Source organism: Micromonospora sp. H61 (genome assembly GCF_018070325.1).
Lineage (GTDB): Bacteria > Actinomycetota > Actinomycetes > Mycobacteriales > Micromonosporaceae > Micromonospora > Micromonospora salmantinae.
The window spans coordinates 352,085-369,272 of record NZ_JAGPXY010000001.1; the positions used below are offsets into that span (position 1 = coordinate 352,085).

The window sequence follows — 17,188 nt, forward strand, 5'->3', positions numbered from 1 at the left end:
ACGTGCCTCTCTCTCCTCGTTGGGGGGTCAGGACCGCTGCTGGTCGAGATCGGCGGCCAGCGCGCGAACGGTCGGCGTCAGGTAGAGCTGGCGCATCGAGAGCGCGGGCAGCCCGCGCTCCCGCATCGCCGACCCGATCCGCACCGCGTAGAGCGAGTTGCCGCCGAGCGCGAAGAAGTTGTCGTCGAGCCCCACCGACACGCCCAGCACCGACTCCCACACCTCGGCGAGGTCTCCGGACAGCCCCGCGGGCTTCCCCGCCGTGGCCTTCGGCGGCGAGGCAGGCGTGGCCGGCGCGGGAAGCCGGTCGGGGTCGAGCTTGCCGTTGCCGGTCAGCGGCAGCGCGTCGAGTGCGGTGAGCGTGGTCGGCACCATGTATTCCGGCAGGATCCTCGACGCCCGCCGGCGAACCGCCTCGGTGTCCTGGCCATCGAGCACGACATAGGCGTCGATGCGGACCGTGGCGGCGTCCTTCAGCGCATCGCCGCTGACCAGCACCGCAGCCGCCCGGACGGCCCGGTCGTCCAGCAGCACGTTCCGGATCTCGTCCAACTCGACGCGGAACCCCCGCACCTTGACCTGATCGTCGAGCCGCCCCAGGTGCTCCAGGGAGCCATCGGGCCGGAACCTGCCGAGGTCGCCGCTGCGGTACCGGCGGCCTTCGAGAAACGGATCGGGCTGGAACCGTTCGGCGGTGAGTTCCGGGAGCCCCAGGTATCCGGACGCGACTCCCGCGCCACCCACCCAGATCTCACCGGTCACCCCGGTGGGCACCGGCCGACCCTGTGGGTCGAGCACGTACAGCCGCCATCCGGGCAGCGCCCGGCCCACCGATCGGGTCCCGGCCAACGCCTCCCGCCGGGTCACGGTCTGGGCTGTCGCGTGCACGGTGGTTTCGGTGATCCCGAACATGTTCACCAACCGGCAGCGGTCCTCCGGGTACCGGTCGAACCAGCCCAGCAGGACGCGAGTGTCCAACGGCTCGCCGCCGAACACGACGAGGCGCACCGCCAGGGGTGCCGCGCTGCGCCGGTCCGCCTCCATGAGCTGGCCGAACGCCGACGGCGTCTGGTTGAGAACCGTCACCCGCTCGCGCACCAGCAACTCGTGGAACTCGGTTGGCGATCGGCTGACGTCGTAGGGCACCACCACGAGTGTCGCCCCGGTGAGCAGCGCCCCCCAGATCTCCCAGACGGAGAAGTCGAACGCGCTGGAGTGGAAGAGCGTCCACGTGTCGTCGGGATGCAACGCGAAATCGTCCCGGGTGGCGGCCACCAGGCCCGTGACGTTGCGGTGCGGAACCTCGACCCCCTTGGGGCGGCCGGTCGATCCGGAGGTGTAGATGACGTACGCCGCGTCTCCCGGCCCTCGCCGCGGGACGGCCGGCCCGCCCGCGCCGCCTGCCCGGACCAGCTCCGCCACGCCCAGGACCGACCCGTCGCCGCCGGGGAAGTCCGGCAGGTCTGACACGACGACGCGGAGACCGGCGTCCCGCACGATGTGGGCGCGCCGTTGCGGGGGGTGGCTCGGGTCCATCGGGACGTACACCGCGTCGGCTTTGAGCACCGCCAACATAGTCACGACGAGGTCCAGGGACCGGTCGAGGCAGATGCCGACGTGGTCGCCGGGCCGCACTCCCCGCAGGCGTAGCCCCGCGGCGACGAGGTCGGCCCGCTCGCGGAGCTGCCCGTACGTCAGGGCAGCGTCGCCGCGACGGAGCGCGACGGCGCCGGGGTGGCGCTCCGCCCACTCGTCGAAGAGCGCGTCGATCCGACGCGGGCGCGGCGGCGCGCTCTCGGGTGCCAGCCCGAGGGCCAGTTGGCGTGCCCCCGCTTCGGCGTCGAGCAGGTCGAGGTCGCGTACCAGGCCGTCGGGGCGCTCGGTGAGCTGTCGGTGCACGAGGGCGACGCACTCGGCGTAGGCGCGTGCCGCCGCCGCGCCGACGTGCCGGACCTGGTGCCGGACCTCCACGTCCGTCGTGCCGTCCGCCCCGGGGGCCAGGACCAGGGTGAGCGGAAAGAGCGCGCTCTGACAGGGGAGTTCGGCGGGGATGTCCGCCTCTCCCGCCGCGGCGGCGACCTCCAGCACCCCGACGTCCGGCCTCCGTTCCGCTGTGTCCTGCGGGGACACGTCCGGCGAGGTCGAGAGCGAGTCGAGCAGGTCCTCGTTCGAGCGGACCCGGGACAGGTCGACCGTCAGCACTGCCACCTCGTCGAAGGCGCCGAGTGCCTCCGACGCCCGGGAAGCCGGGGACCGCACCCGTCCGGTGCGCACCACCTCCCGCCCCTCGTACCGGCTGAGAACCACGACCGCCGCCGCGCTCAGGCTCGTGAGCGGGTCGCCGGCGGCGGCCCCGAGGGGAAGCCGGAAGACGTCCGTCCGGTCGCCGGCCTGGGCGTCGCCCATCCCCCACTCCACCCGGCGACCCCCGCTCGGCGTACGGCGTGGGGTAGCTGTCACCTCGGCGGGCAGCGGTTGCGCGGTCAGTGGGTCCGGACTGCGCCGCCCGGTGAGCACCTCGGCCAGCACGCGCAGCGAGGGCGGGTCCAGCGTGCCGCGATGGCCGGTCAGTACGAGGTCGCGCGAGGCGTCGGCGTAGGTCAGCACCACCGCGCGCAGTACGGGTCCGGTCCGGCTCACCGGTCGATGCATCTCGGTACGCAGCCGGTGCCGGGCGAGTGGGGTGCCCCGGGCCGACGGCACCGCTTCGCTCCACAGCGTGGGCGTACGGTCGGCGGGACCGGGCCACCACCGCCGCACGGCCGTGTCGAACCGGTGGCGTAGCGCTTCGGCGTCGACGTCCTCGGTGAGCCGCACCGCAAGCGCGTGACAGAGCGCGGACTCCGGGGTGTCCACCCCGACGATCCGGGCGAAGCCGGGTTGCGTGAACGATGGGGTCACTCTGCTCAGCTCCACGGGTCAGCGGGCGGTGAAGCCGCCGTCGACGGTCAGGACACTGCCGGTCACCTGGCGTGATTCGTCCGACGCGAGCCAGAGGGCGGCGCCGGCGACGTCGTCGGGCTCGATGAGCGTGTTCATCGGCTGCGCCTGGACGAACGTCTCCTCGTGCTCGGCGACCGGTACGTCGAGGGACCGCGCGATCTCGGCGAGCATCCGTCCCTCCACGCGCGGGTCATCGCGCACCGATCCGGGGCAGAGCGCGTTGACCCGGACCCGGCGCGGCGCGTAGTCCAACGCGACGGCCTTGGTGAGCCCGATGATCCCGTGTTTGGCAGCCACGTAACCCGCGAAGTGTCGGTAGCCGACCAGGCCGGCCGTGGAGGCGATGTTGATGATGCTGCCCGAGCCGCGCTCGGCCATCCGGCCGCCGACCGCTCGGATGGTCCGCCAGGCCCCGCTGAGGTCCACGTCGATCATCAACTGCCACTCCCGCTCGGTGATCTCGTGTGCGGCACGTCCCGAAGGAGCAGCGATTCCCGCATTGGTGACGAGGACGTCGAGCTCGCCGAAGCGCCCCACCGCCTCCGCCACGGCCTGCTCGACCTGCGCCAGGTCACGTACGTCCACCGTGCCGGTGAGCACGCCGGCACCCGCTTCCCGGCAGAGGTCCGCGGTACAGGCGAGCTGACTGGCCGAGCCCAACGGGTACGGAACTCCGGGCAGGTCCGCGGCGATGTCGAGCAGGGCGAGGTCGGCCCCCTCCCGGGCGAAGGCGACCGCGACGGCCCGCCCCAGTCCGCGGGCGGCCCCGGTGATCAGCGCGGTCCGGCCGGCAAGTCGCATGGTCACCGCCTCACCCGACCTCGACCGTACGAAGTTCCGCGGCGATCAGGTCGAGCAGTTGACCGGGCTGCTCGGTGAGGTACATGTGGCCCCCGTCGAGTTCCGACGTGCGGAGCCCGCCGGCGGTGGCCTCCGCCCACTGGGCGATCTGGGCCGCGCTGACCAGCCCGTCCTGCCGGCCCCGCAGCGCACTGATCGGCGTCCTGAGCCTGCGGTCCGAGGTGGGACGGTAGGACTCGTGCAGGCGTACGTCCGCCCGGAGCGTGGGCAGCAGCAGCTCCCTCATCTCGGGGTCGTCGAGGGCTGCGTGGGCGTAGCCGGCGATGACGCGGACCTTCGCGAGGAACTGTTCCTCGGGTAGATCGCCCACCCACTCGGTACGCCCCGACCACGGTCCGGGTGAGCCGCTGACGAAGAGCCGTTCCAGGCGCACGCCGGCGGCGGCCTCCAGCCGATGCGCGAGTTCGTACGCGAGCACGGCGCCCATGCTGTGCCCGAACACGGCGACGGGCGCCCCGGCGGCGAGATGACCGGTCACCAGGGCGCACGCCTCGTCGGTGGCTTGCGCCGCGTCCGTGTGCGGCGGCTCCACGAAGCGTTCCTCCCGGCCGGGGAGCTGGACCGGCAGGATGCGCAGACCCTGCGGGGCCTGCCGCTGCCAGGGCCGGAAGAACGCCGCGCCGGCTCCAGCGAAGGGCAGACAGATCAGCGTGGTCTCGTCCACAACATGCGCCTCTCTTCCTCGGGGCAGCAGGCGCCGGTCCCGGCGCCCGCAACCTGCTCAGGTGTACGGAGATCGCGCCGTCATCTGGCCCGTCGCGCGATCCGGACGATGGCCGGCGGAGCCGGGTCGGCGGCACCTTCCGCGTCGATCCAGGCGGCGAGCTCGGCAACGGTACGCAGCTGAAAGATCTTGCTCACCGGTAGCCAGACCCCGCTGCCGGCCTGCACGTCGTTGACCACCCGGGCGGCGAGGAGGGAGTGACCACCCAGGCAGAAGAAGTCGTCGTCCGAGCCGACCGATCCCACGCCGAGCAGCCGCGCCCAGATGTCGGCGACGAGCCGCTCGGTCGCTGTTCGCGGCGGCGACGTGGCCGCGCGTTCGGTGGTCCACTCGGGAGACGGCAGGGCTGCGACGTCGACCTTCCCGTTGCGGGTCAGCGGCATCGTCGCCAACCGGACCACCCGCTCCGGGAGCATGTAGGCGGGCAGGTTTCTGGCGAGCAGTTCCCGCAGCGCGGTCTCGTCGAGCCGGTCGCCCGTCGGCACGACGTACGACACGAGCCGTTCCTGGCCCTCCGGGTCCCGCCGCAGCATCACCTTGCACTCGCCGACGTGGCCGGTGGCCCGCGTCCTGGCCTCGATCTCCCCCAGTTCCACGCGATAACCACGGATCTTCACCTGGTCGTCGCGACGGCCCAGGTAGTGCAGCGTGCCGTCGGGCGTCAGGCAGGCCAGGTCGCCGGTGCGGTACATCCGACCGGGCTGGCCGGTGCAGTCGGCCAGGAAGCGCTGGGCGGTCAGTTCGGGACGGTTGACGTATCCGGCGGCGAGCGCCGGGCCGGCGATGTGGAGCTCACCGGGCATCCCGATCGGCGTGGGGTGACCCGAGCGGTCGAGGACGTAGAGGCGGGCACCGTCGATGGGTCGCCCGATGGGCACCGGACCGCTGTCCGGGGGCGAGGTCACGGTGTGCACGCAGCAACCGACGACGGCCTCGGTGGGCCCGTACTCGTTGATCATGACGGTTTCCGGCGCGGCCCGCAGCCAGGGCGCCGTCTGCTCGTGGTGCAGGGCCTCCCCACCGACGACCCAGGTCCGAGCGGTCGCCGCGGCACGCGCGACGCCCGGCCAGGTGGAGAGCAGGCCCAGGTGGGCGGGCGTCACCTTGACGAAGGCGAACCGGTGGTGGCCGGCGAGCAGGTCCGCCAGGCCCTCGGGCGGCGCCACCACGATCGTCCGGCCTGCCGCCAGCGGACAAAGGAGGCTGGTCAGGCCGAGGTCGAAGGCCAGCGACGAGTGCAGCGGCACGCCGCCGTCGGCCCCGGTGAGGTACCGGTCGACCGCCCACCACACGTAGTGGGCCAGTGGGCCGTGCTGGACCCGCACGCCCTTGGGCTCACCGGTCGACCCGGAGGTGTAGATGATGTAGGCGACGTCCTGCGGGTCGGTCACCACGTCCCCGGTGGTCGGTCCGGTGGTCGTCACCAGGTCGGGTCGGACCACGGGCAGGTCGTCCGCCCACCCGGGCCGGTCACCCGTCACCACCAGCACCGCCCCGGCGTCGCGGACGATGAACCGTAGGCGCTCTTCCGGCTGACCCGGGTCCAGGGGAAGGTAGACCGCCCCGGCTCGCCAGACCGCCAGCACAGTCACCACCGCCGCCATGCTGGGCGCAAGGCTCACGGCCACCACGGACCCGGGCCGGACGCCACGTTCGATCAGGCCCGCTGCCAGGCGGTCGGCACGCTCGGCCAACTGGCGGTAGGTGATCATACGGTCGCCGTCGCGCACGGCGACGGCATCAGGGGTACGACCGACGGAGGCGGCGAACGCCTCGGGCATCGGGGTCCGCCAGGTGCCAGCGGCGGGCCGCCCCGCGTGCCTCTCCAGGTCGCGCCGCTCGTGCTCGGGGAGCATGGCCAGCTCCCGGACCGGGGTGTCGGGATCGGCCGTCGTCAGGGTTTCGAGCAGGGTCAGGAAGTGGTCCAGGATCCGCCGCGCCACGAGGCTGGTGAACCGTCGCCCGTCGTGCCGCAGCACCACCTCGCCCGCCTCGGGGCGCAGCACGAGCGTCAGGGGGAAGTGCGGGCTCTCCAGCACCTCGCCGGGGGTGGACCGCGCGGTGCCCCACTCGGCCGGGTCCGCCAGCGGATAGCTCTCGGACACCACTATCGAGTCGAAGACCAGCCGCCCGGTCGGTAGGCCGGCGAACTGCAGCGCCTCCGACAGCGAGGTGTCCTGGTACGCGCGCAGCTCGGTGAGCCGGTCGTGCACCGCCTGGATGAGAGCCACGGCGGTGGCGTCACCCGGGACGCGGAGCCGCAGCGGCAGGGTGTTGAGGAACGTGCCCACCATCTGCTGCGCATCGGCCAGCGCGTCCGGTCGACCGGCGAAGACGGTGCCGACGACGACATCGTCCGCGTCGGTGTACCTGGCCACCTGGATGCACCAGGCCGCGTGCAGGACGGAGTTCAGGGACACCTGACGCGTGCGGGCGAGTGTCCGCAACGAACCGAGCAGCCGCTCGGGCAGGGCGTGCCGCTCCTCTCCCCAGCCCTCGTCGGTGCGGCGTTCCAGTTGCCCGATCTCGATCTCACGGGTGTCGAGGTCCCGCAGCTGGTCCTGCCAGAACAGCTCCTCGGACCACCGGTCCCGGCCGTCGCGCCAGGCGAGCAGGGCGTGCACCGGTGGTCGCGCCCCGGGCATCGGTTGCTGCGGATCGCACAGGTGCGCGTACGTCTGGGCGAGGTCCCGCCATGCGAGGGCGAGACTGATGCCGTCCAGCAGGAGGTGGTGGTGGGTGAAGAGGATCCGCAGCCGCTCGGGGCCGAGACGGACGACGGTCCACCGGCACGGCGTCGGCGCGTCCAGGCGCAGGCCACGGCTCCGGTCGGCGCCCAGCAGGTCCCGCCACCGCTGGTCCTGCGGATCCGCACCGTAGGGGGTGAGGTCCAGTTCGGTGTAGTCGGGGCGTACCCGGCTGGTCACCACCTGGACGGGCTGCTTGATGCCCTGCCACATGAACGCGCTGCGCAGGGCTGGGTGCAGCTCGTGCAGGAGTTCGACGGCGCGGCGCAGCAGTCGCAGATCGACCGGTCCGGTCAGGTCGCGGAAGGCCTGCACCAGGTAGTGGTCGGCGTCGGGCTCGCTCAGACAGTGCACCAACATGCCGTGCTGGGTGCGGGTCAACTCGTTGACGGCCTCAAGCGTGGGCATCGTCGTCCCCTCCGTCGATCCGGGCGATGGCCGCCGCGATGGTGCTCAGGTCCCCGGCATCGAGCCCGAGGCGACCGGGGTCGACCGCGATGTCCCCGCTGGCCCGCTGGGTCTCGTCCGCCGCGTCGCAGAACGCGTGCAGGTGGCGGTTGAACGCGCTGGCGAGGTTCCGCACGGTGACCGGGTCGTCCAGCTCGGGCACGTGCTCCCACTCGGTCCGGAGGCCCTCGGTCGACACGAGACCGACGACGTCGAGTCGGTGGGAACGCACGTTCCGCTCCGCCGAGTCCAGTGCCACCTGCACGGGCGCGACGCTCAGCGCGGTCCCCCGGTGGTCGTCGAAACGACCGAGATAGTTGAACTTGACGGTCGGGGTGGGCAGGGCTGCCAGCTCGGCGCGGAGGTCGGGGTCGGCGGCCTGGTACCGCAGCATGCCGTACCCGCTGCCCCGGTGTGGGATCCGGCGCAGTCGCGCGCGGACCGCCCGGAGGACCTCCAGTGGACCGGCGTCGGCCGAGGCCTCGAAGTGGACGGGAAAGATGCTGGTGAACCAGCCGACCGTCCGTGACACGTCGAGGTCGTCGGTCAGGTGGTCGCGGCCGTGGCCCTCGAGATCGATGAACAGGCCCTCCGTGCCGTGGTTCTCGCGGACGGCCAGCCAGAGGGCGGCGACGAGCACCTCGTCGATCCGTGCGCCCAGGACGCGGGTCGTGTCCCGCAGCAGGTGCTGGGTGGTGGCCGGGGCGAGGGTGGCGGTGTGTCGTCGGGCCGATCCCGACGTGCCGGTGCCCGGACCCGGCCATTGCGGGCCGACCGGTGGAAAGTACTGGGTGCTCCAGTAGCGCCGGTCCGCCGCCAGGGCGGGGCCGGCGGTGAGCGGCGTCAACGCTCGCGCCCAGTCGAGGATCGAGTTGGTGCGCGCCGGCAGGTCGGCCGGGCGTCCCGCACGGGCGGCGCGGTAGGCGGCGTCGAGGTCGTCGGCCAGGATCCGCCAGGAGACCCCGTCCATGACGACGTGGTGCAGGGCGAGGACGAGCCGGTCGCCCTCGGAATGGCGCAGCACCGCGGCGCGTACCAGGCGGCCGGCGCCGACGTCGAGCATCCCGCTGGCGGTGGTGATCCAGGCGGTGAGCTGGGCGTGCCGGTCGGACCCGACCCCGAACTCGACCACGTCGAGCGGCGCGTCGGGCGCGATCGGGCGGATGGTCTGCGTTCCGGTCGCGTCGAGGCGGGTACGGAGCGCGTCGTGGTGTGCCAGCACCGCGTGCAACGCGGTCCGGGCCGCCGGTACGTCGATCGGGTCCGACGCGTCCAGCACCAACGGCATCGACCAGTGGTCGGGCACCGCCATGTCGTACTCGAGGAATCTCCGTTGGATCGGGGTCAGCGGCGCCGTCCCGTACGCGGGCTCCTGGTCGACGGCGAGGACCTGGCGACCCTGGACGATCGGCGCCAGTCGGGCCACGGTCCGCAGGGTGAACAGGTCGTCGGTGGTGAGCCGGAGCCCGGCGTCCCGGGCAAGACTGATCACCCGCAGCCCGAGCAGCGAGTCACCGCCCAGCTCGAAGAAGTCGTCGTGCACCCCGACGGGGTCAACGTCCAGCACCGTCGCCCACAGGTCGACCAGCGTCTGTTCCGTCTCGTCGCGGGGCGCGGTCCACGGGGCTTCCGCTGCCAGCGGAGGCCCCGCCGTCCGATGCAGGGCAGGGAGATCCGCCTTGCCGTTGGCGGTGACCGGCACCCGGTCGACCAGCCGGATCGACGACGGGATCATGTATTCCGGCAGGTGGACGGCGAGGGCGTCGCGCAGGCCGCCGAGGCTGACCGTGGCACCCGGTCGCAGGCGCAGGAAGGCGATCAGCCGGTCGGCCCCGCCGGAGGTCTTCTCGGTGCTGACGATGGCCTCGACGACCTCGGGCACGTCGCACAGCCGGCTCTCGACCTCGCCGAGCTCGATGCGGAAACCCCGCACCTTGACCTGCCGGTCACGTCGGCCGCAGTACTCCAACTCGCCGTCCGGGTGCCGGCGGACCAGATCCCCCGTGCGGTAGATCCGGTCCGGTCCGTCGGGGAGCGGACTGGGCAGGAAGACTTCCCGGGTCAACTCGCTGCGGGCGAGGTAACCGGTCGCGAGGCCCACGCCGCCGAGGTACAACTCCCCGACCTGACCGTCCGGGACCGGGCGCAGATCCTCGTCGAGGACGAGCGCGAACATGTTGTCGATGGGTCGGCCGATCGGGACGTACCGCCGGCTGTCGTCGCGCTGGCAGGTCCACGCGGTGACGTCGATCGACGCCTCGGTCGGGCCGTACAGGTTGTGCAGCTCGGTGTCGAGGAGATCGAGACAGCGGTCCTGGGTATGCCGGGGCAGCGCCTCGCCGCTGCAGAAGACGTGGCGAAGCGACCCGCAGCCGCCGACCCCGGGTTCGTCGAGGAACGGCGTCAGCATGGCGGGCACGAAGTGCACGATGGTGATCGCCTCCCGCCGGATGAGGTCCGACAGGTACCTTGGGTCGTGGTGACCCTCCGGACGGGCGGAGACGAGGGTCGCGCCGCTCAGCAGCGGCAGGAAGAACTCCCAGACCGAGACGTCGAAGGTGTACGGCGTCTTCTGCAGGATCCGGTCGGTCGCCCGGATGTCGTACGCCCGGCGCATCCAGAGCAGCCGGTTGACGACACCGGCGTGGCTCAGCACGGCGCCCTTCGGGCGGCCCGTCGAACCGGAGGTGTAGATGACGTACGCCGGATCGGTGGGATCGCTGTCGCCGGGGCGGACGAACTCGACCGGCTCGTGCCGCCGGGGCTCGCCATCGAGAGGCACCACGGGCAGCGTCCCCGCGAAGCGGCGGCCCAAGGGCTCCGGCGCCAGCACCACCGCTGCCCGCGACTCCTCGAGCATGTACCGGGCCCGCTCGTCCGGGCAGTCCACGGCGATGGGCAGGTAGGCCGCCCCACTCTTGAGAATGGCCAGGAGCGCCACGCTGAGCTCGACGGACCGTGGTGCGCAGACGGCGACGATCTGACCGCGCCCGACGCCGTACTCGTCCCGGAGCCGCGCGGCCCACGAGTTGGCCCAGGACTCCAGGTGGGCGTAGCTGAGGCTGCGGTCCTCGGACACGACGGCGGTGGCGTCGGGAGTCGCCAGCGCCTGGCGGCTGATGAGATCGTGCAGCAGGTGGGCGGGCTGGTCCGGCACCGTCGGCCCGGATCCGGCTGCCAACCATCTCGTGAAGGACCAGTCGCGTGGGGACGGTTCGGCGTCCCGTGCTGCGGCGGCTGGGCTCAGCGTTTCGGCCGGTATCGCCATCGGTGTCCTTCCATCGACTCGTGGGGCTGCCCCGCGCCGTGCGGATCGGATCGCCGACGCGGCGTGGCCTAGCCCACGCCCTGGTGCATTCGGATCGCCATCGGTCGGCTTTCGCGCCGGCATCCGGGCCGGGCGTACCGCCCGTCCACCTCCCTGGCCACCGGCCAGGCGCCGATCGCCAGGGTGAGCGCGTCGGCGACGAGGTCCGCGCCGGAGCAGCCGAGGTGGCGCGTGAGTCGCGCGCCGGGGCACACGTCCACGTCCAGGACCTCGATGCCCTGGGGCGTCAAGGCGAGTTCGGTGTGCGCGACCCGCCACCGCACGCCCAACACGTCGAGGCACCGGCTGACGAACCGGGTCAGCACGGTCCGCTGGTGCTCCGGGAGCCGGGTGGGACGGGTGACGGTCGCGGCGAGCCGGCTGTCGACCCCGAAGGGGGCACCCGTCGCGATGTTGTCCCAGAGGCCGAGGTGGTGGTGCGCCCGGTGCTCGTTGACGGTCAGCACCGAGATGGACGCCACGCACCCCGCCGCGACCTGCCGACCGAGAGGCGACGGGCGCGTCTCGAGCAGCAGGCCGCTCCATCGGCGTCGACGGGCGATCTCACGCTGGACGTCAGCGGCGTCGGCGATCAGCGACGCCCTCCCGGCGGCCTGGTGCTGCCGGGAGCGGAGCACGCGGACGCCGCTCGACGCCGCGACGATACGGCGAAGATCGTCCGGTGTGTCGACCGGTTGGCTCGCGATAGCGCTGAGTCCATGCCGGGCCAGGGTGGTACGGACGGCGAGCCGGTCCCAGCATCCCTCGATGGTCATCCGGGGCGCGCCGAGCTGCCGCGCGATCCGGTCCGCCTGTTCCAGTCGCGCGTCGTGGAACGTGGTCACGCCGCGCAGGTCCAGTCGGGCCACGATCTGCGGCAGACTGTCGCTGGTGGCCACCGCGACGGGAAAGCGCGTCGCCGCGGCACGCACGCTGGCGGGATGTTCGCGGGCGTCCCGCGCGTCGATGAGGATGACTGGGCGGCACCGGCTTCCGGCGGCCCGTTCGATGTCGCCGAGGCCCGCGGCGCTACGAGGGGCGTGGAGCACACCGACGCGGGGCAGGTCGGTCATGCCGCCGCTCCCGGGTGGGCGGTGTTCGTGGCGGTCCAGGCCGGCGTCGGGTCGCCTGGTCGGTGCGCGTGCAGGAGGCTGAGCGGCCCCCGCTCGTACTCGTTCATGGGAGTCCTTCGGTCCGATGGCGGATGGGCCGCTCAGGTGGCGATCCGTGCGATCCTGGGCCGGGCCAGGGCGAGATAGTCCGCCGTCCGCAGCGCCATCGACAGGTCGAGCCGCCCGGCGTTGAAGTACAGCTCGTCCTGCAGGACCAGATTTCGGTCGACGATCAGATCGAGTTCCGGGTCGAAGGCGAACGGGATGATGGATCCGCTGACACTGCCCGCGAGGCGTTCGGCGACGTCCCGCTGGGCGAACAGCGCCTTGGTGCCGCCGGCCAGACACCGGACCGCGTCGAGGTCGACGCGGCGATCTCCGGGCACCACGGCGAGGACGTAACGTCGGGACCGCTTGGTCAGGCCGACGCGAATCACGAGGCACTTGGCCGCCTGCGCGAGATCATGTTGACGGAGGCGACTCACCAGCTCGGTGCATCCTTCGGCCCGGTGACGCATGAGCCGAAAGGGGGTGCCCGTGATCTGCAACCGCTGCATCAGGCGATGATGCGCGGTCTGCCGGTCACCCGCTGTCGGAGTGTCGATGTCGAGACGGGCCTGCACGTTCACGGTGCGGCTCCTTCCGTAAGCCCGGCCGTTGCGCCAACGGTCGACCGGGGCGCTATCGGGGCGCATTCACGGCGACATCGTGCTGCCGATACCGCACTCGTCGGGCACGCCCGACGCGCCTGGTCAGTGCGGAAGGGCGGACTCGGCGACGGTCGTGCCCCGGGCGTCGGGCACCCGGGAAGTGGGCGTCAGCCGTAGGTAGGCCACGCTCGCGAGCGCGACGACCGCGGCGGCGCACAGCCAGACCGTGGCGACGCCGACGCTGTCCACGATCGCGCCGAACCCGAAGGAGGCGATGACCGCACCGGCGCTGGTGCTCATCGAGTACGCCGACAGGACGCTGGCCCGCCGGCCGGCGGGACTGGCGCGATGCAGCAGTGTCTGGTTGAGGGGGGCGCGCAACTCCAGAAACAGGTACACGAACAGGAAAGCGGTCGCGGCGACGGCGAAGGTGGGAGCGACGGCCAGCGCGACGATCGCGGCGGCGAGGAGCGTGAAGAGCGCCCCGCAGACGATCCGCGCGCGGCGGGCGGCGGCGGCCGGTAGCCGGGCGGCGATGAGCGAGCCGATGGCGCCGACCAGTGTGGAGCCGGCGACGAGCAGCCCGGCCATTGTGGTGGTGGCCGACGGATCGGCCAGGAGATCAGCAAGGGCTGGCTGCCAGAACGCTTCCACCGCACCGATACCGACACCGACCGCGAGGCCCGTGATGAGGATCAGGCGCAGGTTCCCCCGCTGGACCGAGAAGGTCACGCTCTCGCGGATGACGCCGGGAACGCTCCTCAGCTCGGCCAGTCCGGCCCGGGCACTCTTGCTGCCCTCGCCACCGCGCACCAGCGCGAGCAGCGCGACGATCTGGAGCAGACCGCAGAGCACCGCCAGGACGACCGGCAACGCCGAGGTCGGGAGGTCGACGGGGAGTTGCCCCTTCGGCAGGAGGGACACGCCGACGGCCGCACCGGATCCGATGAGCACGGCCACGTTGGTGAGGAACATGGCGCCACCGATGGCGGGACGGACGTCGGCGGCCGGCTCCCGGGCGTAGACACGGTCGACGTACCACGCCTCGAGCGCGCCGGAGGCGAGCGCACGGCCGATGCCGCCCAGGATCATCGCGACAGTGAGGGCCACCATCGTCGGTGCCAGCGCGAACCCCAGATAGAAGGCCGTCTCGAGGAGCGCGGCGATGATCAGCACCGGCCGGTTGCCCAACACGTCCGCCAGCGTGCCGGTCGGCAGCTCGAGGAGCGCCGACGTGGCGTTGTAGACCCCGAACAGCACGCCGATCTGACCGAGGCCCAGGCCCCGGTCCAGCGGCAGCAGGGCCAGCACGGGCAGGGCCAGACCGAGGGGCAGCCAGCGGAGGAAATGGCAGGTCCAGTACGTCCATCGCAGGCCGGCGATGTCGCCGCCAACTCGGGTGCGAGGGGTGCGGTCAGTCATCGGACGGTTCCTCTCGGGGCGTGACGGTCGGCTGGCCCTCGTCGGCGACGGGTGGCGGCTCGTCCGGCACCCCGAAGGCGAACAGTCGCACCGGTCGGACCGCCGCGCCCGCCCGCTCACCGCCGTGGCGTCGCTGTGCCCGGGCCACCACCTGCCTGACTTCCTCCGCGACCTCGGTCAATTCCTCGGAGGTGAGCAGAACGGTGTCCGTGATGACGAAGGCCGCTTCCCGCCAGGAGCCGGGGTACCGCTCCTGCGCTGTCTCGTATTCGGAGAGCGCGGCCAGACCGTGCGCGGTCAGTTGGCGCCGTAGGGCCGCTGCCGCCGCGGCGGTCTCGGGGGTGGAATTGGCACCCGATGCCCAGCGGAAGCCACGCGCGACTGCCTGCCAGGGCCGATCGCGTCCTCCGCCCGGTCGGGGCGCGTCGACGACGAAGCCGAACTTGGCGAGCTGGCTCAGGTGGTAGCTGGCCGAGGGTGCGGAGACTCCGAGCTGCCCGGCGAGTTCGGTCGCGGTGGCGGCGCCCTGCTGTGCCAGCAGGCGGAGCAGGGCCAGGCGCAGCGGATGCGCCAGCCCCCGCATGACGCGTGGATCGGTCAGATCCAGGTGGTCGGGAATGTCCGCCATCTATTCAAGATATCTTAAAAAAGAAACCTTGAAAAGCTCACGTCGGTACGTCGGGCCGCCACAGATCGTCCGGCGACAGCAGCCCGACCCGGTACTTGCCGACCGCGCTGGTCAGCATCTGGAGCTCGAGCGCCAGGCACCGCACGAGCCGCAGCAGGCCCTGGTCGGCGTCCTCGTCGACGGCCAGCAGCGCCGCACGCCCCAGCCCGACCGCTCGGGCGCCGAGCGCGATCGCCTTGGCGGCCCGCGCTCCCTCCCACATCCGTCCGCTGGCGAGCAGGCAGGCCGGGGTGTCGGACAGCCGGACGAGACACTCCCCCAGCGGCAGCCCGACGTGGTGCAGGAACGATGTCGGCGCCCATCCGGTGCCGCCCTCCGCACCGTCCACCGTGACCGCGTCCGCACCCGCCGCGTGCGCGACGGCGACCGCCTCGGCCACGTCCCGACCCGGGAACAGCTTGACCCACGTCCGGCAGCGCGGATAGTTGTTGCGCATCAGCCGGATCTGGTGCCGGAGGATGTCGGCGGTGAAGGTGCCGGGGCTCGACGACCGCACCAATGACGCGTTCCGGTCGTCGTCGGCGACCCCGTTCAGGGTGCTGAGGCGGAACTGCTCCGCGAGCCGCGAGCCGTCGGCCCGGTCCACCAGAGTCATGCCCCCGAGCCCCGGCTTCGCCCCTTGGCCGACCTTCAGCTCGAAGCCGAGCCGGCCGGTCTTCAGCAGGGGTTCCACGGTCGGGTCACTGTAGAGGTGGTTCCAGACTTCGGCGTCCGCGTCCTCGGTGCTCTGTTGGACGACGACGCCACCCATGCCGTCGGGCACCTCGTCCAGATAGAGCCGAATTCGCTTGATCAACGTGCCGGCCAGCTCGGCCTCGTCGCGGTAGCCGTGCACAGGAGCGATGTTCTCCCCCACCAGCATCGGCAGTCCGAGCCGGGCAGCCTGCCGGCTGGCCGCGGCGGCCAGCCCGTCGTTGGCGACCCTGGTGGAGCCGAAGGCGCAGACGAACACGGGTACCGGCGACCGGAACCCGCCGATGTCGGTGTCGAGATCGACATCGCTGAAGAGGGGCTCGCGGCCGAGCTGAACCAGTTCGCCCAACCGGCCGGGCATGAACAGCGGCGGCGCCACGCGGAGCGCGTCCAGCCCGTCAGCGGGCACGGGAGCGCCGGCCCCGTACAGGGTCGTGCCGTACGAGTCCGCGGCCGGAAAGACCGTCCGCTCACCGTCGCGGGCTCGGGCGCGGACCTCCTCCTCCGGAAAGCCGGGTGCCCTGAGCAGGTCACTCATGGCGCCACCACGCCGGGCAGCTTGGGGAACGCCGTGGCCTGCCAGGTCGCCTCCAGCCCGGCGATCCACCGGGTCAGTCGCTCGACGCCGATCCCGAACCCGGCGCTCGCGGGAATACCGGAACGCACCATGTCGAGGTACCAGGCGTACTTGGCCGGGTTCTCGCCGGTCTCTCGCAGCCGGGTCACCACCTTGGCGTACTCGTACTCGCGCTCACTGCCGCTGCTGATCTCGCCGAACCCCTCGGGGGCCAGGAGGTCGAAGTTCAACAGCACGTTGGGGTTCTCCTCGTCTGCCCGATCGTAGAAACCCCGCGACCCCCGGGGATAGTCGGTCACGAAGAACGGCAGGTCGTACTCGCGGGACAGCAGCACCTCGGCGGGCCACTCGATCTCCGCCTCCGGGTTCTGGGGATAGTTCCGCCGGTGCAGCGCGGTCACCGCGACCGGGTGCGGCAGCACCGGGAAGGGCAGATCCACCAGCAGGCGAAGCGGCTCCTGATCGCGGCCCAACTCGTCCAGCAGCGCGGAGTGCTGGTCGAGGATCCGCCGCACCATGTGTTTGACGAGTCCCTCGGCGACGTGCATGGCCTCTTCGCGTCCGGCGTTGGCCAGCTCGACGTCGAGTTGGCGGAACTCGACCAGGTGCCGCGCGGTCGAGCAGACCTCCGGAGGTTCCAGCCGGACGTTGGCCGCCACGTTGAAGATGCGGTCGAAGGCGGTGAGCGAGGCCTGCTTGTAGAGGATGCCGCTGGTGGCCAACTTGAACCGGTGGCCGTAGTAGTCCACGTCGACCTGCTTCGCGCCGCGGACACCCGGGTCGGTCACCGGACCGATGACCGGCGGGAGCAACTCGACGAAACCCGCCTCGGTGAGGTACTCCCGGCCGGCGATGAGGAGATGGTGCTGAAGGCGCAGAGCGGCACGGGTACGCGGATCAGCGAGGTGGTCGCCCGGAGCGGGCGGTCCGGCGATCGCCGGGTCCGACTTCTGGTGGTTTCCCAGGGTGAGCATGGATCTCCCTTTCTCGGCCGCGGGCATCGATGCCCGCGGCGGC

Annotated in this window: 11 protein-coding genes; all 11 read right to left on the reverse strand. The window is 72.1% G+C overall.

The window, feature by feature from the left end; genetic code table 11:
- Nucleotides 1–27 precede the first annotated feature (27 nt).
- The 11 genes from KBX08_RS01400 to KBX08_RS01450 all read right to left on the reverse strand — a co-directional run bounded on the left by KBX08_RS01400 (nucleotide 28) and on the right by KBX08_RS01450 (nucleotide 17,145).
- Nucleotides 28–2,901 carry an amino acid adenylation domain-containing protein gene (locus KBX08_RS01400; RefSeq protein WP_307850423.1) on the reverse strand — a complete coding sequence of 958 codons (2,874 nt, stop codon included), beginning with the start codon at nucleotides 2,899–2,901 and terminating at the stop codon, nucleotides 28–30.
- A gap of 18 nt (nucleotides 2,902–2,919) precedes the next feature.
- Complete coding sequence (locus tag KBX08_RS01405; RefSeq protein WP_210780719.1) at nucleotides 2,920–3,744, reverse strand: mycofactocin-coupled SDR family oxidoreductase; 825 nt, start codon at nucleotides 3,742–3,744, stop codon at nucleotides 2,920–2,922.
- 10 nt (nucleotides 3,745–3,754) lie between these two features.
- Entirely contained in the window at nucleotides 3,755–4,468 is a 714-nt protein-coding gene (locus tag KBX08_RS01410; RefSeq protein ID WP_210780674.1) for a thioesterase II family protein, read from the reverse strand.
- Between the two features lie 80 nt (nucleotides 4,469–4,548).
- Nucleotides 4,549–7,683, reverse strand: coding sequence for a non-ribosomal peptide synthetase (locus KBX08_RS01415; protein ID WP_210780675.1), 3,135 nt, complete (start codon nucleotides 7,681–7,683; stop codon nucleotides 4,549–4,551).
- Nucleotides 7,670–10,903 (reverse strand): non-ribosomal peptide synthetase, encoded by a 3,234-nt coding sequence (locus tag KBX08_RS01420; RefSeq protein WP_210780676.1) that lies wholly within the window; start codon nucleotides 10,901–10,903, stop codon nucleotides 7,670–7,672. The genes KBX08_RS01415 and KBX08_RS01420 overlap by 14 nt, the downstream gene beginning before the upstream one ends.
- Before the next feature lie 155 nt (nucleotides 10,904–11,058).
- Nucleotides 11,059–12,102: a hypothetical protein gene (locus tag KBX08_RS01425; protein WP_210780677.1), complete on the reverse strand. Its 1,044-nt coding sequence runs from the start codon at nucleotides 12,100–12,102 to the stop codon at nucleotides 11,059–11,061.
- Nucleotides 12,103–12,242: 140 nt separating this feature from the next.
- Nucleotides 12,243–12,770 carry a YbaK/EbsC family protein gene (locus KBX08_RS01430; protein WP_238688340.1) on the reverse strand — a complete coding sequence of 176 codons (528 nt, stop codon included), beginning with the start codon at nucleotides 12,768–12,770 and terminating at the stop codon, nucleotides 12,243–12,245.
- 123 nt (nucleotides 12,771–12,893) lie between these two features.
- The gene (locus KBX08_RS01435; RefSeq protein ID WP_210780678.1) at nucleotides 12,894–14,213 is read right to left on the reverse strand and encodes an MFS transporter; all 1,320 of its coding nucleotides are present in this window, start codon (nucleotides 14,211–14,213) and stop codon (nucleotides 12,894–12,896) included.
- Entirely contained in the window at nucleotides 14,206–14,841 is a 636-nt protein-coding gene (locus KBX08_RS01440; RefSeq protein ID WP_210780679.1) for a winged helix-turn-helix domain-containing protein, read from the reverse strand. The genes KBX08_RS01435 and KBX08_RS01440 overlap by 8 nt, the downstream gene beginning before the upstream one ends.
- Before the next feature lie 37 nt (nucleotides 14,842–14,878).
- Nucleotides 14,879–16,132, reverse strand: a complete 1,254-nt coding sequence (locus tag KBX08_RS01445; protein WP_210780680.1) for a glutamate synthase-related protein — start codon at nucleotides 16,130–16,132, stop codon at nucleotides 14,879–14,881.
- On the reverse strand, nucleotides 16,129–17,145 hold the full coding sequence (locus KBX08_RS01450) for an asparagine synthetase A (RefSeq protein ID WP_210780681.1): 1,017 nt from the start codon (nucleotides 17,143–17,145) through the stop codon (nucleotides 16,129–16,131). The genes KBX08_RS01445 and KBX08_RS01450 overlap by 4 nt, the downstream gene beginning before the upstream one ends.
- Nucleotides 17,146–17,188: the final 43 nt, after the last annotated feature.

Excerpts from the sequence above, each read along its gene's own strand:
- KBX08_RS01405 (WP_210780719.1), bottom strand. The coding sequence starts at position 3,744 with ATGCGACTTGCCGGCCGGACCGCGCTGATCACCGGGGCCGCCCGCGGA.
- KBX08_RS01415 (WP_210780675.1), bottom strand. The coding sequence starts at position 7,683 with ATGCCCACGCTTGAGGCCGTCAACGAGTTGACCCGCACCCAGCACGGC.
- KBX08_RS01425 (WP_210780677.1), bottom strand. The coding sequence starts at position 12,102 with ATGACCGACCTGCCCCGCGTCGGTGTGCTCCACGCCCCTCGTAGCGCC.
- KBX08_RS01435 (WP_210780678.1), bottom strand. The coding sequence starts at position 14,213 with ATGACTGACCGCACCCCTCGCACCCGAGTTGGCGGCGACATCGCCGGC.
- KBX08_RS01440 (WP_210780679.1), bottom strand. The coding sequence starts at position 14,841 with ATGGCGGACATTCCCGACCACCTGGATCTGACCGATCCACGCGTCATG.
- KBX08_RS01445 (WP_210780680.1), bottom strand. The coding sequence starts at position 16,132 with ATGAGTGACCTGCTCAGGGCACCCGGCTTTCCGGAGGAGGAGGTCCGC.
- KBX08_RS01450 (WP_210780681.1), bottom strand. The coding sequence starts at position 17,145 with ATGCTCACCCTGGGAAACCACCAGAAGTCGGACCCGGCGATCGCCGGA.